At 72.1% G+C, this 16755-nt stretch carries 15 protein-coding genes; 2 read left to right on the top strand and 13 right to left on the bottom strand.

The genetic code is table 11. From position 1 onward, the window contains the following. Positions 1-140 precede the first annotated feature (140 nt). The 3 genes from dnaG to dusB all read right to left on the bottom strand — a co-directional run bounded on the left by dnaG (position 141) and on the right by dusB (position 4689). Positions 141-2153, bottom strand: coding sequence for a DNA primase (gene dnaG, locus DEI94_RS06510; RefSeq protein WP_111026098.1), 2013 nt, complete (start codon positions 2151-2153; stop codon positions 141-143). A gap of 83 nt (positions 2154-2236) precedes the next feature. After that, positions 2237-3535 (bottom strand): deoxyguanosinetriphosphate triphosphohydrolase, encoded by a 1299-nt coding sequence (locus tag DEI94_RS06505; RefSeq protein WP_111026099.1) that lies wholly within the window; start codon positions 3533-3535, stop codon positions 2237-2239. Next, a complete protein-coding gene (gene dusB / locus DEI94_RS06500) occupies positions 3535-4689 on the bottom strand; it encodes a tRNA dihydrouridine synthase DusB (protein WP_111026100.1) in 1155 nt (384 codons plus the stop codon). Before dusB ends, DEI94_RS06505 begins: the two co-directional genes overlap by 1 nt. Positions 4690-4757: 68 nt before the next feature. Between dusB and DEI94_RS06495 the strand changes: the two genes are divergently transcribed. After that, positions 4758-5249, top strand: coding sequence for an aminoacyl-tRNA deacylase (locus tag DEI94_RS06495; RefSeq protein ID WP_111026101.1), 492 nt, complete (start codon positions 4758-4760; stop codon positions 5247-5249). A 112-nt stretch (positions 5250-5361) separates the two neighbouring features. Here DEI94_RS06495 and DEI94_RS06490 read toward each other — a convergent pair whose 3' ends face one another. The 3 genes from DEI94_RS06490 to DEI94_RS06480 all read right to left on the bottom strand — a co-directional run bounded on the left by DEI94_RS06490 (position 5362) and on the right by DEI94_RS06480 (position 7727). Further along, the gene (locus DEI94_RS06490; protein WP_181434648.1) at positions 5362-5535 is read right to left on the bottom strand and encodes a hypothetical protein; all 174 of its coding nucleotides are present in this window, start codon (positions 5533-5535) and stop codon (positions 5362-5364) included. After that, positions 5532-6275 carry a DsbA family oxidoreductase gene (locus DEI94_RS06485; RefSeq protein ID WP_111008683.1) on the bottom strand — a complete coding sequence of 248 codons (744 nt, stop codon included), beginning with the start codon at positions 6273-6275 and terminating at the stop codon, positions 5532-5534. Before DEI94_RS06485 ends, DEI94_RS06490 begins: the two co-directional genes overlap by 4 nt. Before the next feature lie 66 nt (positions 6276-6341). Next, a complete protein-coding gene (locus tag DEI94_RS06480; RefSeq protein ID WP_111008682.1) occupies positions 6342-7727 on the bottom strand; it encodes a glycine--tRNA ligase in 1386 nt (461 codons plus the stop codon). Positions 7728-7941: 214 nt separating this feature from the next. Between DEI94_RS06480 and DEI94_RS06475 the strand changes: the two genes are divergently transcribed. Next, complete coding sequence (locus tag DEI94_RS06475; protein WP_146243979.1) at positions 7942-8715, top strand: hypothetical protein; 774 nt, start codon at positions 7942-7944, stop codon at positions 8713-8715. A 97-nt stretch (positions 8716-8812) separates the two neighbouring features. Here the strand turns inward: DEI94_RS06475 and DEI94_RS06470 are convergent, their stop codons facing one another. The 7 genes from DEI94_RS06470 to DEI94_RS06440 all read right to left on the bottom strand — a co-directional run bounded on the left by DEI94_RS06470 (position 8813) and on the right by DEI94_RS06440 (position 16668). Continuing rightward, positions 8813-9616, bottom strand: coding sequence for an isoprenyl transferase (locus DEI94_RS06470; RefSeq protein WP_111026102.1), 804 nt, complete (start codon positions 9614-9616; stop codon positions 8813-8815). Next, positions 9613-10401, bottom strand: coding sequence for a DNA repair protein RecO (gene recO / locus DEI94_RS06465; RefSeq protein ID WP_111026103.1), 789 nt, complete (start codon positions 10399-10401; stop codon positions 9613-9615). The genes DEI94_RS06470 and recO overlap by 4 nt, the downstream gene beginning before the upstream one ends. Positions 10402-10493: 92 nt before the next feature. Beyond that, positions 10494-12263, bottom strand: a complete 1770-nt coding sequence (gene leuA, locus DEI94_RS06460; protein WP_111008939.1) for a 2-isopropylmalate synthase — start codon at positions 12261-12263, stop codon at positions 10494-10496. A 191-nt stretch (positions 12264-12454) separates the two neighbouring features. Beyond that, on the bottom strand, positions 12455-13948 hold the full coding sequence (locus DEI94_RS06455; protein ID WP_111008678.1) for an FtsX-like permease family protein: 1494 nt from the start codon (positions 13946-13948) through the stop codon (positions 12455-12457). After that, entirely contained in the window at positions 13945-14688 is a 744-nt protein-coding gene (locus DEI94_RS06450; RefSeq protein WP_111008677.1) for an ABC transporter ATP-binding protein, read from the bottom strand. The genes DEI94_RS06455 and DEI94_RS06450 overlap by 4 nt, the downstream gene beginning before the upstream one ends. A gap of 58 nt (positions 14689-14746) precedes the next feature. Then, a complete protein-coding gene (locus DEI94_RS06445; protein WP_111008676.1) occupies positions 14747-15436 on the bottom strand; it encodes a response regulator in 690 nt (229 codons plus the stop codon). Next, positions 15433-16668, bottom strand: a complete 1236-nt coding sequence (locus DEI94_RS06440; protein ID WP_220035605.1) for a sensor histidine kinase — start codon at positions 16666-16668, stop codon at positions 15433-15435. Before DEI94_RS06440 ends, DEI94_RS06445 begins: the two co-directional genes overlap by 4 nt. Positions 16669-16755: the final 87 nt, after the last annotated feature.

Genomic DNA, 16755 nt, shown 5'->3' with positions numbered 1-16755 from the left:
GTGGATCTGCTGGGCGCGCGAGGACACTCAAGATTGGCACCCCCGCCACCTGGAGGACGAATCGGGGGACGTTTGTTTACACCGTCGTAATACCGTCCGGCCGGACGGAAGCGTGCTCCGGCGCACGTCGGCGCGCGGCGTCAAGCCGATTCGGCGTCCGCTTTGAGCCGTATCCGCTGCGCGTCGATCGCGACGAGCTGCCGCTGGAGCTCGGCGCGGCGATCGGCCTGCTCGTGCGGGTCGGTGCGCTGGAGCTGTCCGAGCAGGGACGCCTTCCGGGCGAGCAGGTCCCGTTCGACGAGGGCCACGACGATGCTGCGGCAGTACAACGCCAGGTCCTCATCCGTACGGGCGGGCAGCGGCGCGACGGCGAGTTCCTGGACGAACGGGGCGAACGGCCCGGGTACGTCGCCGAGCACTCGGTCGAGCCACCCCGGTCCACCGAGTGCGTCCCCGTTCGCCACGACGGCGTCGCGCACGACCGCGAGCACCGGGGCCGTGAACACCGCACCCGCCGTGAGCCCGACGAGCGTGGCACCGACCCGTTCGGGCTGCTGGACCATCGCCATGACGGCGTCGCGCTCCATGCGCGTGATCGGGTCGTTCGGGAGCGCGCGGAGCGTCGCGGTCGGGGCGTCGTCCGGAGCCGGGGCACCGGTGCCGCCCGTGCCACCCGGCGCGAGCGCACGGGCCCCGGCCGCGCCGGACGCTGCTCCCGTGCGGCCGTCGGCACCGCGGACTCCCCCGGTGCCATCGGCGTACCGGGACCCCGCCGCGGCGGATCGTCCCGGCCCGGCAGCGTCACCGGAGGTGCCCTGCCGGCGCCGCGCGGTCTCGACGGCGCTGCGGACCTCACCGATGTCCATGCCGAGCCAGCCCGCGAGTTCACGGACGTAGCCCTGCGTCATCGCGCGGTCCCGGATGCCGGCGAGCACGGGAGCCGCGGCCCGCAACGCGGCCACGCGCCCCTCGACCGTCTCGAGGTCGTGGCCGTCCAGCGTCCGCCGGATCATGAACTCGAACATCGGGCGTCGCCCGGCGACGAGCCGGCGGATCGCGTCGTCACCCCGAGCGAGGCGGAGGTCGCACGGGTCGAGTCCGCCCGGGGCGACCGCGACGAACGTCTGCGCGGCGAACCGTTGCTCCTCCGCGAAGGCCCGGGAGGCCGCGCGCTGACCGGCCTCGTCCGGGTCGAAGGTGAACACGACCTCGCCCGTGGCGGACGGGTCGCGCCCGGACACGTCGCCGAGCATGGGGCGGAGGACCTTGATGTGGTCGACGCCGAACGCCGTGCCACAGGTCGCGACGGCCGTCGTCACACCCGCGAGGTGGCACGCCATGACGTCGGTGTAGCCCTCGACGATGACGACCTGCTTGCTCTTCGAGATGTCCCGGCGAGCGAGGTCGAGCCCGTAGAGCACCTGGCTCTTGTGGTACACGGGCGTCTCGGGGGTGTTGAGGTACTTCGGCCCCTTGTCGTCGTCGAGCAGCCGCCGCGCGCCGAAGCCGATGGTGGCTCCCGTGACGTCGCGGATGGGCCAGATGAGCCGTCCGCGGAAGCGGTCGTACGGGGACCGATCGCCCTGGCTGACGAGGCCGGCGGTGACGATCTCCTCGAGGCTGAACCCCCGTCCGCGCAGGTGGTCCCGGAGGGCGTCGTACGACTTCGGGGCGAACCCGATGCCGAACCGCGCCGCCGCGGCGGGGTCGAACCCGCGTTCGCCGAGGAACCGCCGGGCGGGTTCGGCACCCGGGGTCGTGAGCTGCTCGATGAACCAGGTGGCCGCGGCCTCGTTCGCGGCGAGCAGGCGGGCACGAGTGTTGTGGTCGGTGCGGGGGCCGTCGCCGTCCTCGTAGTGGAGCGTGAAGCCGATCTTGGCGGCCATCCGCTCGACGGCCTCCTGGAACGTCGTGTGGTCCATCTTCATGAGGAAGCTGTAGACGTCGCCGTCCTCGCCGCACCCGAAGCAGTGGTACCGACCGACCTGGGGCCGCACGTGGAACGAGGGGGTCCGCTCGTCGTGGAACGGGCAGAGTCCCTTGAGGGAACCGACGCCGGCGGACTTCAGCGTCACGTAGTCCCCCACGACGTCGGCGATGTTCACACGCTGACGCACCTCGTCGATGTCGTCCCGCGTGATGAGTCCCGCCACGCGACGATCCTACGCGGCGGCGCCGACCCCGACTGCGGACCCGGCGTCGGGGGGTGGACAGGTCCCGCGCCCCGGGACCGGGTTTAGACCGCGATGTGCACGGTCTCGCGCACGCCCGCGACGAGGCGCTTGTGCCATGCGAGCGCGCCCTGGTCGGTCAGGCTCGCGACCTGGTCCACGACGGCTCGACGCCGGCCGGCGTCGTCGGTGGCCGCCCGCCAGTCCGCGGCGAACCCGGGCTCGAGCTCGCGGTCCTCCGCCGCGACGAGCGCGTCGAGGAGTTCGGTGAGCACCGCCCGCTGGCGTTCGTACACGGGCTGCCGGTCGCCCTGCGTCATGACGAAGGCCGCGACGATGCCCTTGAGCACCGCGATCTCGCCGATGATCTCGGGCGGGACGACGACGCTCGCCGCGAACCGGACCAGGCTGCCCGAGGCGTAGGAGGCCCGCGTCGCCTGGGTCGCGGTGCGGGCGAACCGGCCGATGAACTGGCTCGTCAGGTTCTTGAGCCGGGCCTGCGCGACGCGGGAGCCGTCGTACGAGGTCATCCACAGCGACAGCGACCGCAGCCGGTCGAACGCCTCGAGGAGTTCGTCCCGGCTCAGGGTGTCGCCGACCCAGGCGTGCATGGCGGACACGATGTCGTTCTCGCCGACGCGGTCCCCGAGGGCGGCCACGTCGATGAACCCGGCCACGACGGCGTCCTCGAAGTCGTGCACCGAGTACGCGATGTCGTCGGACAGGTCCATGACCTGGGCCTCGATGCACCGCTGCCGCCGTGGTGCGCCCGAGCGGAGCCACGTGAACGCGTCGACGTCGTCGTCGTAGAACCCGAACTTCCGCCGGCCCGACGACGGTTCGAGCACGCCCTGCGCCGCTGGCCACGGGTACTTGCAGCTCGCGTCGAGGCTCGCCCGCGTCAGGTTCAGTCCGTAGGGCCGGCCGTCCTCGCCGTAGAGCTTCGGCTCGATGCGCGTGAGGAGCCGGAGCGTCTGCGCGTTGCCCTCGAACCCGCCGATGTCCGCCGCCCAGGCGTTGATCGCGGTCTCGCCGTTGTGGCCGAACGGCGGGTGTCCGATGTCGTGGGCCAGGCACGCGGTGTCCACGACGTCCGGGTCGAGCCCGAGGCTGTCCGCGAGCTCCCGTCCGACCTGGGCGACCTCGAGCGAGTGCGTCAGGCGGTTGCGGGCGAAGTCGAGGCCGGTGGTCGGGCTGAGCACCTGCGTCTTGGCCGCGAGCCGCCGGAGCGCGCTCGAGTGCAGCAGGCGGGCGCGGTCACGGGCGAAGTCGCTCCGTCGGCTCGAGTGTTCCTCGGGCAGCCACCGCTCGGCGTCGGCGGGGCCGTAGCTCGCCAACCCGCCGTGCCCCGTCAGGGAGTCCATCAGCCGCCCGAGTGGTGCAGCTCGGCCGCGGCGAGGACCTGCCGGAACTCCGCGTCGACGTCGCGGCTCTCGAGCCACCGGTCCGGCAGCGCGGTCTTCTTCGGGTGTCCCGCGCGACCCCGTGGGCCCTCGACGTCGGCACCCGGGTAGGGAGCGGACCAGTCGAGTCGGCCGAGGAGGTCGTCGATCTCCTGCAGACTCGACGCCATCGCGAGTGCGGATCGGACCTCACCGCCGATCGGGTAGCCCTTGAAGTACCAGGCGACGTGCTTCCGGATGTCGCGGCAACCGTGCTCCTCGGACTCGAGGAACTCGACGAGGAGTTCCGCGTGCCGCCGGAACGCGACCGCGACCTCGCCGAGCGAGGGCATCGCCCGGACGTCCTCGCCGCGGAAGGCCGCCGCCAGGTCGCCGAACAGCCAGGGGCGACCGAGGCACCCGCGACCGACGACGACGCCGTCGCACCCGGTCTCGTCGACCATGCGCAGCGCGTCGGCCGCCGACCAGATGTCACCGTTCCCGAGTACCGGCAGGTCGGTGATCGTCTCCTTGAGGGTCGCGATCGCCGACCAGTCCGCCTGGCCCGAGTAGTGCTCGTTCGCCGTCCGGGCGTGGAGCGAGATCGCCGCGACACCGGCGTCCCGCGCGATCCGCGCGGCGTCGAGGTACGTCAGGTGGTCCGCGTCGATCCCCTTGCGCATCTTGACCGTGACCGGCACGTCGCCAGCGGCGCGGACCGTCTTGGTCACGAGCTCGCGGAACAGGTCCAGTTTCCAGGGCAGTGCTGCCCCTCCGCCCTTGCGGGTGACCTTCGGCACGGGGCACCCGAAGTTCAGGTCGATGTGGTCGGCGCGGTCCTCCGCGACGAGCATGGTCGCCGCCTCGGCCACCGTGTTCGGCTCGACGCCGTACAGCTGGATCGACCGCGGGGTCTCGGACTCGTGGTGCTGGATGAGCTGCATCGACACCGGTGTCCGCTCGACGAGCGCCCGCGACGTGATCATCTCGCACACGTAGAGGCCGGCGCCGTACTCGCGGCAGAGGCGGCGGTACGCCATGTTGGTGATCCCCGCCATGGGGGCGAGCACGACCGGCGCCGCGACCTCGATGGGGCCGATGCGCAGGGGCGCTGCGGGTGCACTCGTGATCGTCATCGTCCTCCATTGTCCCAGATGCTCGGTGTCGGAGCGCCGCGCCGGATCCCCCTGTTAGCGTCTCGAGCATGACGACCGCCATGGACGGCCCCGACCGCTTCGTCGCCGACGCCGCCGCTCGTGGGCTCGAGGTCGAGATCGTGGAGCGGGGCCCGTCCGCCTCGCTCGGGGAGGCCGCGGCCGCGCTCGGCATCCAGCCCGGCGACATCGTCAAGTCGCTCGTGGTCAAGCGGCACGACGGCGGGTACCTGTTCGCGCTCGTGCCGGGCGGCCGCAGCATCGCCTGGAAGAAGCTCCGCGCGGTCGTCGGTGTCAACAAGCTGTCGATGCCCGACGCGGGTACCGCGCTCGAGGCCACCGGCTACGAACGCGGCACGATCACGCCGATCGGCAGCACGACGCCGTGGCCGGTGTACGCCGACGAGCGGATCGCCGGCCGCCGCATCGCGATGGGCAGCGGTCGCCACGGCGCGAGCGCCTTCGTCGACGCGGACGCGCTCGTCGCCGCCTACGGTGCCGTCGTCGCCGACATCACCGACGAGGAACCGCAGCGCTCCTGACCCGCCCCGGTCCGGCCCGTCCCCGTTCCGCGAGATCGCAGTCGTTGCCACTGTCGCCGCGCCCAGAACGGCAACGACTGCGATCTCGCGCCCGTGATGGCGCGTCGGCGGTCTAGTCAGGGACCTCGGTCCAGGCGCCCTCGGCACCCGGCACGAAGCAGACGTCGCCCTCGCAGACCGGCGCGCCTCCGGCCAGGTCGAGCGCCACCAGCCCACCACCAGTCGGGAGGAGCGGGACCGGTCGCTGCACCGCCTCCCGTCCGTCGAGACCCGGCAGCGCGCTCATCGTGCGCCCTCGGCGACGACCGCCGCGTCGGCGTCCGCGTCGTCAGCTGCTCGCGCCGTCGTCGCGGCGACGTCCTCCGCGGTCCGCATCGCGACCACCTGCTCGAGCACCTGCGTGAAGGTGGCGGGATCCTGGGCACCCGACACCCCGTACTTGCCGTCGATGACGAAGAACGGGACGCCCGTGATGCCGAACGCCTGCGCCTGCGCCTGGTCGGCACGCACGGCGTCGAGCTGCGCGTCGTCCCGGAGGACGGCGAGGACCTCGTCACGGTCGAGACCGACCTCGGCACCGAGGTCCGCCAGGTCGTCGTCGTGCCCGACGTGGCGACCCTCCACGAAGTAGGCGGCGAACATGCGCTCGACCATGGGCAGCTGCAGGCCCTTGGTCTTGGCGAGGTGGATCACCTGGTGCGCCTTCACCGTGTTCGTGTGGTGGAGCGTGTCGTAGTGGTACTCGAGGCCGACCCCGGCCGCGATCCCCGTCACCGTGTCGATCATCTGCTGCGCCTGCGCGACCGGCAGCCCCTTGTGGCGCGCCAGGAACTCCGCCTCGCTGCCCTCGAAGTCGACCGGGGTGTCCGGGCTGAGCTCGAACGAGTGGTACTCGATCTCGATCCCGGTGGTCTCCGCGGACCCGGCCGTGAAGGCCGCCGCACCCGCCTCGAACCTGCGCTTGCCGATGTAACACCAGGGGCAGGCGATGTCGGACCAGACATCGACCTTCACGGTTTCGCTCATGACGGGCGCAACCCCGGCCCTCCCGGCCGCATTCCCGCGGTCGGGAGGGCCGGGGCGGCCGGTCGACTACGCGCCGACGAGGCGTGACCCGAGGTACCCCTGGAGCTGGTCGAGCGCCACGCGCTCCTGCCCCATCGTGTCGCGCTCGCGGACGGTGACGGCGCGGTCCTCGAGCGTGTCGAAGTCGACGGTGATGCAGAACGGGGTGCCGATCTCGTCGTGCCGGCGGTACCGACGGCCGATCGCACCGGCGTCGTCGAAGTCGACGTTCCACAACTGTCGGAGGTCGTCGGCGAGGCCGCGCGCGACGGGCGACAGCTGCTCGTTGCGCGACAGCGGCAGCACGGCGGCCTTGACCGGGGCGAGACGGGGGTCCAGGCGCAGGACCGTGCGCTTGTCGACGCCGCCCTTGGCGTTCGGGGCCTCGTCCTCGTGGTAGGCGTCGAGCAGGAACGCCATGAGGGCGCGGGTGAGTCCGAACGACGGTTCGATGACGTACGGCGTGTACCGCTCGCCGGACGCCTGGTCGAAGTACCGGAGGTCCTGGCCCGACGCGTCGATGTGGTTCGTCAGGTCGAAGTCGGTGCGGTTCGCGACGCCCATGAGCTCGCCCCACTCCCCCGACACGAAGCCGAAGCGGTACTCGATGTCCGCGGTGGCGTCGGAGTAGTGCGCCCGCTCGCCGTCCGGTACGTCGAAGCGGCGCAGGTGCTCCGGGTCGATGCCCAGGTCGGTGTACCAGGCGACGGCGTCCGTGATCCAGCGCTCGTACCACTCGGCGGCCTCCGCCGGGGGCACGAAGTACTCGATCTCCATCTGCTCGAACTCACGCGTGCGGAAGATGAAGTTGCCGGGCGTGATCTCGTTGCGGAACGCCTTGCCGACCTGGCCGATGCCGAACGGGGGCTTCATCCGGCTCGTGGTGACGACCTGCGCGAAGTCGACGAAGATGCCCTGCGCGGTCTCCGGCCGGAGGAAGTTCAGGCCCTCCTCGTTGTCGACCGGCCCGAGGTAGGTCTTGAGCATCCCCGAGAAGTTCTGCGGCTCGGTCCACTGGCCGCGCGTGCCGCAGTTCGGGCAGGCGATCTCGGCCATGCCGCCCTCGGGCTGCCGGTCCTTCTTCGCGACGAACGCGTCCACCAGGTGGTCCTGCCGGAACCGGTGGTGGCAGTGCAGGCACTCGACGAGCGGGTCCGTGAAGGTCGCGACGTGACCCGAGGCCTCCCACACCTTGCGGGGCAGGATCACCGCGGAGTCGAGGCCCACCATGTCCCCACGGCCACGGACGAACCGCTGCCACCACTGGCGCTTGATGTTCTCCTTGAGCTCGACGCCGAGGGGCCCGTAGTCCCACGCCGACCGCGATCCGCCGTAGATCTCGCCGGACTGGAAGACGAAGCCACGACGTTTCGCGAGGGCGATGACGTTGTCGAGACGGGAGGGCTGTGCCAAAGGGTGCTCCAGAGGTCGCCGAGCTGGATGCCCGGTGCGGTGACGTACCGGGCAATGCTACCGGCGGCACTCCGCCTGTGCGGGCGCTCAGCGCCCACAGCCGACACCGAGCGGACCGTGATCGGACCGGTACGCCACGTCGTCGGGGAATGCGTACCGTCATGTCCAGTTGACGATCGGTCAACAAACACCACGAACGACAGGACGAGATCCGATGACAACACACCGCGTGCGTGGCGGCAGCAGCCGTGCGCTCGCTTGGGGGACCACGATCGCGCTCGGCGTCACCACCGCCCTCGCGATCACCGGCTGCACCGCCGGTACCACCCGACCCGACGGGACCGCGGTCGCGCACCGCACCACGACGACGTCCTCTGCGAGCGCCGTGCCCACCGCTGCCTCGACACCCGCAACGACCGCCACGAGCTCCCCGACACCGAACAGCAGACCGACCACGCCGAGCGCGGCGCCGGCCGCGAGCACGCCGAGCAGCGATGCCCTCGTCGCGATGCTGCAGGACGCTCCGGTGCCGGCGCTCTGCGGGCACACCGCGGGGCGGCTCGTGCACGGTCGACTGCCCGCCCAGCCCGCGCACGCGGGGACGGTCGCCCTGTCCTCCCTCGTGGGCGAGGGGCGCTCCGAGGCGGCGCTCACCAGCGTCGGGTCGCTCGAGGGCGCCGGCAGCCACGACGTCGTCGCGGGTCTGTACTGCGACGCAGGCGGGGTCCCGTGGCCCGAGGTCGTCGGCGTCTGGCGGTGGACGAGCGGGACCAGCCTGCAGTTCGTGTCCGTCTACGCGCCCGAGCAGCTCTCCCACAACATCGTGTCCCTGCACAGCACGGTCGTCTCGGACGCCACGATCGACGTCGCGTGGACCGGACCCGCGCCGGGCAAGGACGACGCCGACGGCAGCGAGCACTCGAGCGCCGTCCTCACCCTGCGCGGCGGACAGCTCGTCGCGTCCGGGTACCGCTCGACCGTCGTCTGACGGTCGCGCCGCTGCTGCCGGCCGGTTCCGCGGCTCGCCACGGGACCGGCTGGCAGCGGGCCGGCTGGCTGCGGGCCGCCCGCGATGCCTGCGACGCTCAGGGGCGCGGCGTCGGCGCGTCCACGGCGCCGCCGAACCGTCGGTCCCGCGAGGCGTACAGCTGGATGGCGTCCCAGAGGTCCTGCCGGCGGAAGTCGGGCCACAGGCGGTCGAGGAACACCATCTCGGCGTACGCCGACTGCCAGAGCAGGAAGTTGCTCGTCCGCTGCTCCCCCGAGCTCCGGACGAACAGGTCGACGTCGGGCATCTCCGGCGTGTAGAGCCGTCGGGCGATCGCCTTCTCCGTGACCTGGGCGGGCCGCATCCGACCCGCGGCCACGTCGTCGGCGATGCTCCGGACGGCGTCGGCGATCTCGGTGCGGCCGCCGTAGTTGACGCACATCGTCAGCGTGAGCGTGTCGTTGCCGGCCGTCATCTGTTCGGCGTACTGCAGCTCGTCGATGACGCTCCGCCACAGCCGCGGCTTGCGTCCGGCCCAGCGCACGCGGACGCCCCACTCGTTCAGCTGGTCTCGACGGCGGTGCAGGACCTCGCGGTTGAACCCCATGAGGAACCGCACCTCGTCCGGCGAGCGCTTCCAGTTCTCGGTCGAGAACGCGTACGCCGACAGGTGCTTCACGCCGATCTGGACCGCACCCGCGACGACGTCGAGCAACGACGCCTCGCCTGCGCGGTGCCCCTCGATGCGGGTCAGACCGCGCTCGTTCGCCCATCGCCCGTTGCCGTCCATGACGACGGCGACGTGCTCCGGGACCGCGCCGGCCGGGAGGGACGGCGGCTGTTCACCGGTCCAGTCCAGCGGTCGGAACGGTTCCGCTGGCACGGATCGGCGGGGGCTCATGCGCTCGGGGTTCCTTCTGCTCGTCCTGCGGTCGGTCCGGGGGTCACCGGAACGGGGTGCTCACTCCGGTCGACGTGCGGGAGGGAGCGCAACGATCGTTCCAGGTGCCACTGCGCGTACGCCGCGACCACGCCGGAGGCCCGGGAGCGCGTCCGCTCGTCCGCCGCGTCGGCCGTCGGCCAGTCCCCGGCGAGCAGCGCACCGAGCAGGCCGAGCGTCACCGGATCGAGTCGTGGGGAGCCCGGCGGCGCCGCGCGGTCCGCGACGACCCCGCCGAGCTGCACGACGAACGCCGAGTGCGGGCCGGGATCGCCGGTGACGGCGCAGTCCCGGAAGCTCGGGGCCCACCCCGCGATGCTCATCGCGCGGAGCAGGTACGAGTCGAGGGTCAGGCTCGACGCGTGCTCCTGCCGGGACAGCGACCGGAGCGCCCCGACGAGGAGCAGGTACTGCTGCAGGCCCGCGTCGGCGTCGCTCAGCCGGTCGGCGGTCTCGACCATGGCACTCGCGGCCGTGTAGCTGCCGTAGTCGGCGACGATCTGCGCCCCGTACGACCCGATCGACTCGGCCTGCGTCACGATGTCGAGCGACCGGCCCTCGTAGAACTGCGCGTCGACGACCATGAACGGCTCGAGGCGCGCACCGAACTTGCTCGCGGTGCGCCGGACGCCCTTCGCCACGGCACGGACCTTGCCATGCTGCCGACTCAGCATCGTGACGATGCGGTCCGCCTCACCCAGCTTGTGGGTGCGGAGGACGACGCACTCGTCGCGGTACAGGGGCACCGGACCATGATCCCACGGGCCTCCGACGGCGCCGGCGCAGGGCCTCCGACCGCGCGCTGGCGCAGGGCCTCCGACGGCGCCGTCGCAGGGCGTCAGGCGGACGCGAGCACGGCCTCCCCGGCGACGGCACCGGCGCGCACCGCGCGGTTGACGGCCGACACGATCGCCTTGAGCGAGGCGGTCGCGATGTCGGCGTCGATGCCGACGCCCCACAGGCGGGAGCCATCGACGTCGAGCTCGACGTACGCGGCGGCCTTGGCGTCACCGGAGGCGCTCATGGTGTGCTCGACGTAGTCGTACAGCGTCACCGCGACGCCCTGGTCCGCGAGGATCCGGATGAACGCGTCGATCGGGCCGGTCCCGACCGCTTGGGCGTCCACCCCGCCGTCGTCGACGCGCATCGTCACGGTGAGCTGCGTCGTCCCACCGAAGTCGCTCGACGTCGCCGTCTTCGTGAGCTCGTAGCGGCCCCACTTGTCGTCCTCGGCGGGCGCCGGCAGGTACTCGTCGCTGAACAGCTCCCAGATCGCCTCGGACGTGAACTCGCCGCCCTCGGCATCGGTCCGCCGCTGCACCACGCCGGAGAACTCGATCTGCAGCCTGCGCGGCAGGTCCAGGGCGTGGTCCTGCTTGAGCAGGTACGCGACACCACCCTTGCCGGACTGGGAGTTCACGCGGATGACCGCTTCGTAGCTCCGGCCGATGTCCTTCGGGTCGACGGGCAGGTACGGCACCGCCCAGACCATGTCGTCGACACTGCTGCCTGCCGCCTCGGCCCGGGCCGTCATGGCCTCGAGCCCCTTCTTGATGGCGTCCTGGTGCGACCCGCTGAACGCGGTGTACACGAGGTCGCCCGCCCAGGGCTGTCGCTCGGGCACGGGCAGCTGGTTGCAGTACTCGACCGTGCGCTTGACCTGGTCGATGTCCGAGAAGTCGATCATCGGGTCGATGCCCTGCGTGAACAGGTTCATGCCGAGCGCGACGAGGTCCACGTTGCCCGTCCGCTCCCCGTTGCCGAACAGGCAGCCCTCGATCCGGTCGGCGCCGGCCATGTACCCGAGCTCGGCCGCGGCGACGGCGGTGCCGCGGTCGTTGTGCGGGTGGAGCGACAGGATCACGTTCTGCCGGTGGTTCAGGTGCCGCGACATCCACTCGATCGAGTCGGCGTAGACGTTCGGCGTCGCCATCTCGACGGTGGCGGGCAGGTTGATGACGACCTTGCGCTCCGGTGTCGGCTCGAGGACCTCGAGCACCTCGTTGCAGATGCGCAGCGCGACCTCGAGCTCGGTGCCCGTGTACGACTCCGGCGAGTACTCGTAGTACACCGTGGTGCCGTGACGGAGTGTGGCCTCGGCCGCCTTGCACATCCGGGCGCCCTCGAGCGCGATGTCGACGACCCCCTGCACGTCGGTCCGGAAGACGACGTCACGCTGGACGACGCTCGTCGAGTTGTACAGGTGGACGATGGCCTGCTTCGCCCCGTCGATCGCCTCGTACGTGCGGGCGATGAGGTGCTCGCGGGCCTGCGTCAGGACCTGGATCGTCACGTCGTCCGGGATCGCGCCTTCGTCGATCAGACTGCGGACGAAGTCGAAGTCGGTCTGCGAGGCGCTGGGGAACCCGACCTCGATCTCCTTGTAGCCCATGCGCACGAGCAGGTCGAACATCGCCCGCTTGCGGTCGGCGTCCATCGGGTCGATGAGGGCCTGGTTGCCGTCACGGAGGTCGACCGCGCACCAGCGGGGTGCCTCGGTGATCTGCTTCGTCGGCCAGGTGCGGTCCGGCAGGTCGACCGTGATCTGCTCGGAGAAGGGGACGTACTTGTGGATCGGCATCTCGGAGGGGCGCTGCGTGTTCTGCATGGTGGTCACTCGCTTCGTTGCTGGTCTCGTGTCGGCCGACGACGGACTCCGCGACGAGGGGGGCCGGTGGTCAGGCCTCGTCGCGGCGGCGAAGGAGGAGGAGTGCAGCGTGCATCGGCACCCACGGTAGCACCGCAGCGGCCACCGTGGGCGATGACGCCCAGGTGGCCGCGACCGGGAGGCCCCACCCCTCAGTCGACCGCGAGGGCCTCACGCGGTGTCACCCGCATCGCCCGACGCACCGGAGCGACGGTCGCCACGACGGCGAGCAGGAGCGCGCCGCCCACCACCACCGCCACGGTCACCGGTGGCAGGACGGGCGTCAGCGGGAAGTGCAGCGTTCCGAGCAGCGTCCGCGCCGCCAGCCAGCCGTAGACGACACCGAGCACCAGTCCGGTGACGACGGCGGCGGCGACCATCTGGACGGCCTCGGTCACGATCATGCGCCGGACCTGTGACGCGGTCAGGCCGAGCACCCGGAGGAGGCCGAGCTCGCGGCGCCGCTGCACGACCCCGAGCGCCAGGGCGTTGACGACACCCACCGCGGCGAGGACGCCGGAGAACCCGACGAGTGCGCTGACGACCGCGTTGAGCTGGGCGAAGAAGTGGTCCTCGGAGCGGATGGTCGCCGCGGACGCCGCCGAGCCGCCTCCGAGTTCCCGCACCGAGAGCGCCGAGACGTGCTGGAGGATCCCGAGCGCGACCGCGAACGTGACGAGCAGCGTCACGCCGATCACGAGTCCGATCACCGCACGTGCGGTGCGTCCCGGGGCGCGGAGCGCGTTCCGCCCCGCGAGCAGCACGACCGGGTCACGGGAGCCGATCCGTCCGGCCAACGCGAGGACCGGCGGCATGACGAGCGGTGCTCCGACGACGACGCCCGAGAACGAGACGAACGCGCCGAATGTGCCCGGCAGCACGGCGAGCACGGTGACGCCGCCGAGCGCGACGGCGAGGAGCATGGACGCCGCGCCCACGACGAGCAGCGTGATCGCGACCGCGCGGCGACCACGACCGGCGCGGAGGTCGGCGGCGGTGGGTTCGACCGTGTTCGACAGCGCCTGCAGGGGCGTCACGGCGAGCACGCGCCGGCTCCCCGCCCGGAACGCCGCCCAGGTCGCGACGACCACCGCGCCGACCGGGAGCACGATGCCCGCGGGCACGAGGTCGTACGTGGTGTCCGGCAGGAAGTGTCGGGCACGCAGCATCGCGACGACGGCGGCGGCGACCCCCACGCCCAGGACACCGCCGAGGAGCGCGCCCACCACGCCGACCAGGACGCCCGACCGACCGATGCCACGCCGGAGGGCCGCCCCGGTCGCCCCGACGAGCCGTTGCAGGGCGAGGACCCGCGTCTGCCCGGCGATGATCGTGCTGCAGGTGTTCGCGGTGACGATCGAGCCGACGTAGACGGCGACCGCGAGGAACACCCACCCGACCACCGACAGCACCGCCTGGACCGAGCCGACGTCCTCGAGCCCGATGGCGCGCAGTGCGTCGGCGACCACACCGGGCGTGATGACGAGCACCGTCCCGAACATCGAGGCGAGCGCCGCGACGAGCAGCGTCGGGCGGAAGGCGCGCAGCGTGTCGAGTCCTCGAGCCGTCGGCCGTCGGGTCGCGCGTCGGAGCGGCCGTGGCGTCCGGGATGCGGTGGCCGCGTCCGTACCGCTGGTCGAGCTCATGCCGCGGCCTCCATCCCGAGCATCGTCGTCGAGATCTCCGCCGGCGTCATGGACGGCCGGTCCCCGACCACCCGTCCGTCGGCGAGGAACAGGATGCGGTCCGCGTTGGCGGCCGCGACGGCGTCGTGCGTCACCATGACGACGCTCTGTCCCCACTCGCCGACGGCACCGCGGAGGATCGCGAGGACGTCCCTCCCGGTGCGGGAATCGAGGGCTCCGGTCGGCTCGTCCGCGACGACGACGGCGGGACGGGTGGCGAGCGCGCGCGCGATCGCCACGCGCTGCTGCTGGCCGCCCGACAGCTCGTGGGGTCGGTGGTCGAGTCGATCCGCCAGGCCGAGGCGACCGACGAGGTGGTCGATGAAGTCCCGCTCCTCGGCGGTCGGACGGCGGCCTCCGAGCAGGAACGGCAGCTCGATGTTCTCGAGGACGTCGAGCGTGGGGACGAGGTTGAAGGACTGGAACACGAACCCGAGGCGGCGTCGGCGCAGGTCGGTGAGTCCGCGGTCGTCGAGGGTCGTGAGGTCGGTGCCGTCCACCACGACCCGGCCACTCGAGACCGAGTCGAGGCCCGCGGCGACGTGCATCAGCGTCGACTTGCCGGAGCCCGAGGGACCCATCACCGCCGTGAACGCACCAGCGGCGATCGTGACGCTGACGTCGTCGAGCGCGACCACCGCACGGCCGTCGCTGCCGTACTGCTTCCGGACGTGTTCCAGACGGATGATCGGTTCGTTCATGCCTCCGAGCCTGGCGGCCGGGAGGCCCGGCGCGCGTCCGTCCCGCGGCGCGCGCCCGTCATCCTCGCGGCTGATCCGACGGCTCTCGAGGGACCAGGCCGTGCTCGTGCGCGAACACGACGAGGCGCACGCGGTCGCGGAGCCCGAGCTTCCCGAGGACACGGGAGACGTGGGTCTTCACGGTCGCCTCGCTGACGAACTCGTGCCGGGCGATCTCCGCGTTGCTCAACCCACGCGCGGCGAGGTCGAAGACCTCGCGTTCCCGCGGGGTCAGGTCGGCGAAGGCAGCCGGAGGTGCCGGCGGGGCGGACCGTTCCTGGAACCGGCGCAACAGGTCGCGCGTGGCCGCCGCCGCGAACACCGTCGTTCCTGCGTGCACGGTCCGGATCGCCGCGAGCAGGAACTCCGGGTCGGCGTCCTTGAGCACGAAGCCGCTCGCACCGGCACGGATCGCCCGCGCCGCCGCCTCGTCGAAGTCGAAGGTCGTGAGCACGAGCACCTGCGGGCCGGCACCCTCGGCACGCGCCTCGACGATGCGGGCGGTCGCCGTGATGCCGTCCATGACCGGCATCCGGACGTCCATGAGCACGACGTCGGGCCGCGTCCGTCGGACGAGCTCGACCCCGGCGGCGCCGTCGCCCGCCTCACCGACGAACAGCAGGTCGGGTTGCGACTCGACGAGCATCGTGATGCCCGTGCGGAACAGCGCCTGGTCGTCGACCAGAGCGACCCGGATCGGTGCGGTCATCGTGCGCCTTCCTCTCGGCCATGTCGGGGCAGCGGGACGGCCCCGGTGCTCCCGGCGGTGGGCAGCCGGACGGCCACCCGGAACTCACCGTTGGTCGGCCCCGCGGACATCGTCCCGCCGGACAACGCCGCGCGCTCCCGCATCCCGACCAGACCGTGCCCGACGCCCTGGCCGCCGTGGCCCTCGGGCGGGAGCCGGTTCGCCACGGCGACCTCGACGTGGTCGGGAGCGTACCGCAGCGCGAGTCGGACGGGTCCGCTCCGGTCGCCGTGCTTCAACGCGTTCGTCAGGCCCTCTTGCACGACGCGGTAGACGGCGAGCTGCGATGTGGTGGGCAGGTGCTCGGGTTCGCCCGCGCGCTCGACCTGGACGTCCAGGCCGACCTGCCGCATGTCCCGCACGAGCTGCTCGATGTCGTCGAGGGCCGGCGTCGGACCCGGCGCCTCGTCGTGCCGCAGTGCGCCGAGGAGCTCACGGACGTCGCCGAGGGCACGGCGGGCGGTCGCGCCGATCGTCGCCAGCGCGGCGTCCGCGCTCTCCGGGGAGGACCGCATCGCGTAGCGGGCGCCGTCGGCCTGCGCGATCACGACCGCGAGCGAGTGCGCCACGATGTCGTGCATCTCGCGGGCGATGCGCACCCGTTCCTGCTCGACCGCCACGGCTCGGTCCGAACGGGCCGCGTCGCGCTCGGCGAGGAGTTGGGCCTCGAGACTGACGCGCGCCACGCCACGGGCGCGGGCCACCGCGCCCGCGAGCCACGGCAGGACGAGCAACGCCACGATGACGACGAAGTAGCCCGCGCCCTGCGCCGCCTCGCGCACGAGCTGCGTGGGGTGCTCGATGAGCGAGCCGACGAGGTCGTATCGCTGGAGGTACTCCTTGACCGTCAGGTACAGCGCGCCGACCACGGACCCCACCAGCGCCGACGTGAGGCCGAACCGACGCACCCGGGGTGAGCCGTAGAGGGCCGTCCCGTAGAGCACACCGGGGATCATGAGGTCGGCGACGGCGACGTTCGCGCTGACGTACATCTGGACGAGTGCGCCCACCCACGCGATGGCGAGCCCACGCCCGGGCGCGAGTCGTCGGAGCGCCAGGGCGAGTCCGAACAACCCGCCGAGCAGCCAGGTCAGACCCGACCACCGGTCGCCGCCCAGGACCGCGACGACCGCCGCGACGAGCGCCAGCACGACGTCGAACGCCATCTGGCTGCGCAGCATGGTCCGGAACACGCCGACAACGCTACGGCCGCTGACCGGCCCCACGCAGCCGTCGTCCGGGAAGTCCCCCGCGAGGCGCCCCGGCGTCATCCGATCGGA

It is taken from the genome of Curtobacterium sp. MCBD17_040, from assembly GCF_003234805.2.
GTDB lineage: Bacteria > Actinomycetota > Actinomycetes > Actinomycetales > Microbacteriaceae > Curtobacterium.
Note: the sequence above shows the minus strand (reverse complement) of the source record. Positions and strands in the feature narration are given on the sequence as shown.

Bases quoted from the DNA above. Each gene is read 5' to 3' on its own strand.
- DEI94_RS06485 (WP_111008683.1), bottom strand. From the start codon at position 6,275: ATGAGCGAAACCGTGAAGGTCGATGTCTGGTCCGACATCGCCTGCCCC.
- DEI94_RS06450 (WP_111008677.1), bottom strand. From the start codon at position 14,688: ATGAACGAACCGATCATCCGTCTGGAACACGTCCGGAAGCAGTACGGC.
- DEI94_RS06475 (WP_146243979.1), top strand. From the start codon at position 7,942: ATGACAACACACCGCGTGCGTGGCGGCAGCAGCCGTGCGCTCGCTTGG.
- dusB (WP_111026100.1), bottom strand. From the start codon at position 4,689: ATGACGATCACGAGTGCACCCGCAGCGCCCCTGCGCATCGGCCCCATC.
- leuA (WP_111008939.1), bottom strand. From the start codon at position 12,263: ATGCAGAACACGCAGCGCCCCTCCGAGATGCCGATCCACAAGTACGTC.
- DEI94_RS06445 (WP_111008676.1), bottom strand. From the start codon at position 15,436: ATGACCGCACCGATCCGGGTCGCTCTGGTCGACGACCAGGCGCTGTTC.
- DEI94_RS06490 (WP_181434648.1), bottom strand. From the start codon at position 5,535: ATGAGCGCGCTGCCGGGTCTCGACGGACGGGAGGCGGTGCAGCGACCG.
- DEI94_RS06495 (WP_111026101.1), top strand. From the start codon at position 4,758: ATGACGACCGCCATGGACGGCCCCGACCGCTTCGTCGCCGACGCCGCC.
- DEI94_RS06470 (WP_111026102.1), bottom strand. From the start codon at position 9,616: ATGAGCCCCCGCCGATCCGTGCCAGCGGAACCGTTCCGACCGCTGGAC.
- DEI94_RS06505 (WP_111026099.1), bottom strand. From the start codon at position 3,535: ATGGACTCCCTGACGGGGCACGGCGGGTTGGCGAGCTACGGCCCCGCC.
- DEI94_RS06455 (WP_111008678.1), bottom strand. From the start codon at position 13,948: ATGAGCTCGACCAGCGGTACGGACGCGGCCACCGCATCCCGGACGCCA.